This window comes from Paenibacillus agaridevorans, assembly GCF_003112455.1.
In the GTDB taxonomy this organism is placed as follows: Bacteria; Bacillota; Bacilli; order Paenibacillales; family Paenibacillaceae; genus Pristimantibacillus; species Pristimantibacillus agaridevorans.
Genome location: NZ_BDQX01000171.1, coordinates 43,467 through 46,510, shown reverse-complemented (window position 1 = coordinate 46,510; position 3,044 = coordinate 43,467). Strand labels below are relative to the sequence as shown.

The window sequence follows — 3,044 nt, the reverse complement described above, 5'->3', positions numbered from 1 at the left end:
ATAACTTGCGCCCCGCTTTCGGCTGGCGGCTCGCAGCCGCTCGGCTTGAGGATGGCTCGGATGCGGAACGCGGAATCGAACAATCCGCTTACAGGCTCATCGTTGCAGAAGATTTGGAAGCGCTGGATCGCATCAATGGTTTGATCTGGGACACGGGCACGGTGGAGAGCGGCTTGTCGCAGCATATTACGTACGGCGGTCTGCCGCTGCAAGCCCGTCGAATTTACTATTGGAAAGTCAAAGTATGGAACAAGGCGGGCGAGGACTGCGGGTGGAGCGGGGCAAGCCTGTTCGAGACGGGATATCTGTCCCAAGAGGAATGGACGGCGGACTGGATCGCCGATCCGGAGCGGGTTGCGCCCGAGCCCGAGCCGGATCGTCTGCGCGGCGCCGCAGTGCTGTGGGATCTGGCGGACCAAACGAATCAGGCAGATCAGGCGGATCGGGCAATGCCTGGGGAGTCGGCGAAACGATACTTTCGTCTCAGAGTGACGCTGCCGGAGGAAGAGCCGTTGTCGGCGAAGCTGGAAGTATTTGCGGCAGACGCGCTGCACATCTATGTGGACGGTCAAGACGAAGGGTTGTATTACCCTTACATGCAGTCGGTCACGTTGGACGTCACGGCCCTGCTAGGCCCTGGCCGCCGGATTATAGCCGGCTGCTCGGACGGGGAACGGAAGGGATTTGTCGCCGTTCTCGCCGTCATCTATGCGGACGGACGAACCATAACGTATGGAACGGACGCAGGATGGAAAACGACGGGCATGGAAGAACCGGGCTGGATGCTGCCCGAATACAACGACGGCGCGTGGAGGCCCGCATGTCCGATCGGCGTATTCGGCGAAGGCGACTGGGAGGTCTATAAACGAATTTTGTACCCGGTAAACGTGGGATACGGAATCTGCCCGCAATTCGGCAGGACCTTCCATGTGGCTAAGCAGGTGAAACAAGCTCGCCTCTACGCATCCGCATTAGGTGTTTACCGCGCGGCATTAAACGATCGTCCGGTATCAACGGATGCGCTGGCTCCCGGTTGGACGGATTACCGTATTCGCATACCGTATCAAACGTACGATGTGACTTCATTATTACAAGCGGGAGACAACCGGATCGAAGCCATCGTCGGCCCGGGCTGGTATGCCGGGCATCTCGGCATTTGCGGTCCGTATCATTACGGCCATTCCGTGGCCTTCCGTGCGGAGCTTCATGTCCTATTCGCCGACGGCACGACGGAAATTGTCCGAACGGACCCGAATTGGCGAGTGATGGACAGTCCTGTCGTGTCCTCGGATTTCTATATGGGAGAAACTTGCGATGCGCGTAACGGACTGCTGGAGTCTCCATGGAGAAAAGCCGTCCGATCCGACTATGTGCCAAGCGGCCGCATGGCCGCTAGTGAAGGACCGCCCATACGTCCCATGCTTGAAATCGAGCCGAAATCGGTCAGGCGTGCGGACGAGTCGACCTTTCTCATCGATATGGGCCAAAATATAACCGGATGGATACGCCTTCGGTTAAAAGGAATAGAAGGCGCCCGCATTCGCATTCGCTACGCGGAACGGCTTGGACCGGATGGACGTTTGTACCGGGCTAACCTGAGGACGGCCAAACAAACGGATGTCTATATTTCCAGGGGGGACAGGGAAGAAAGCTATGAACCGTTGTTCACCTATCACGGATTTCAATTTATCGAGATCGAAGGGTATCCGGGCGAACTGGAGTTGTCCGCGATTACAGGCATCGTTGTTCACTCCGAGCTTCGCGACGCGGGCGAACTGACGACATCGCATCCGCTTGTAAATCGATTGATGGACAACATTCGCTGGAGTCAAAGAGGCAACTTCATTGGCATTCCGCTGGATTGTCCGCAGCGGGATGAGCGGCTTGGCTGGATGGGAGACGCTCATATGTTTGCGAGAACGGCGACATTTAACATGAACAGCGCGGCTTTTTACCGCAAGTGGCTGACGGATATTCGGGACGCGCAAGGAGCGGATGGCGCGTTCCCCGATGTCGCCCCGTTCGTAGAGCATTTCGGCAGAGGACATGTGTTTTTTGCCGACGGAGGCGTTATTCTTCCTTGGACAATGTACAAAGTATACGGCGATCGAAGATTTATCAAAGACAATTACGAGGCGATGCAGCGTTATATTGATTATCTGGTGCAAGACAGCGACGAGCGGCTCGTCAGACGGACGGAAAGCTTCGGCGACCATCTGGCTTACGGCGCGGAGACGCCGAGACCGTTAATGAATGTATTGTTGTTCGCATACAGCGTCTCCCTGATGGTCGACATGGCGCGAGTAGTCGGGGACGAGACGGGGGAAGCGCGCTATAGGGAGATGTTCGCCAGACTGCGAATCACATTCGAGACATTGCATGTGGATGCGGATGGGCGCATAGAGGGAGAATCTCAGACGGCTTATGTGCTTGCGTTGAAGATCGGCCTGCTGACAAGCGAGGGCAGACAAGCCGCCATGCGCCACTTGCTCCGGGATATCGAAGAGCGCGGATGGCATTTGACGACCGGTTTCATGGGAGCCAGCTATGTATTGCCGGTACTGTCCGACAATGGCGAGCATGACGCGGCGTCTCGACTGCTGCTTCAAGAATCGTTTCCCTCTTGGTTATACCCGGTACTGCAAGGAGCGACGACGATCTGGGAGCGATGGGACGGCTGGACGGAGGAAAAGGGATTTCAGGATCCGGAGATGAATTCGTTTAATCATTTCGCGCTTGGTTCCGTCGGCGAATGGCTGTACCGCTATCTTGCCGGCATCCAGATTCCCGAAGGGGAATATGGCAGTCAAAGATTTATCATCAGCCCGCTCCCGGCTCCAGGATTCGAATGGCTGCGATGCAAGCACGAAACGCTGTACGGGATGATCGGAGTCGAATGGGAAGCGGACGAACACGGTTTAACGTTAGCCGCAACCATCCCTGCTAATACGACAGCGGAAATTGCGGTTCCGGCATCGCCCGGCATGACGATCCGGTTGGATGGCGATCGTGTCGGTGAAGACGCGTTAAAAAGGGATGGAGAC

At 56.5% G+C, this 3,044-nt stretch carries 1 protein-coding gene; it reads left to right on the top strand.

Annotated features, from left to right (window positions below):
* Window positions 1-3,044: family 78 glycoside hydrolase catalytic domain (locus PAT3040_RS15380; protein ID WP_108993434.1), on the top strand; the 3,044-nt coding region annotated here is incomplete at both ends.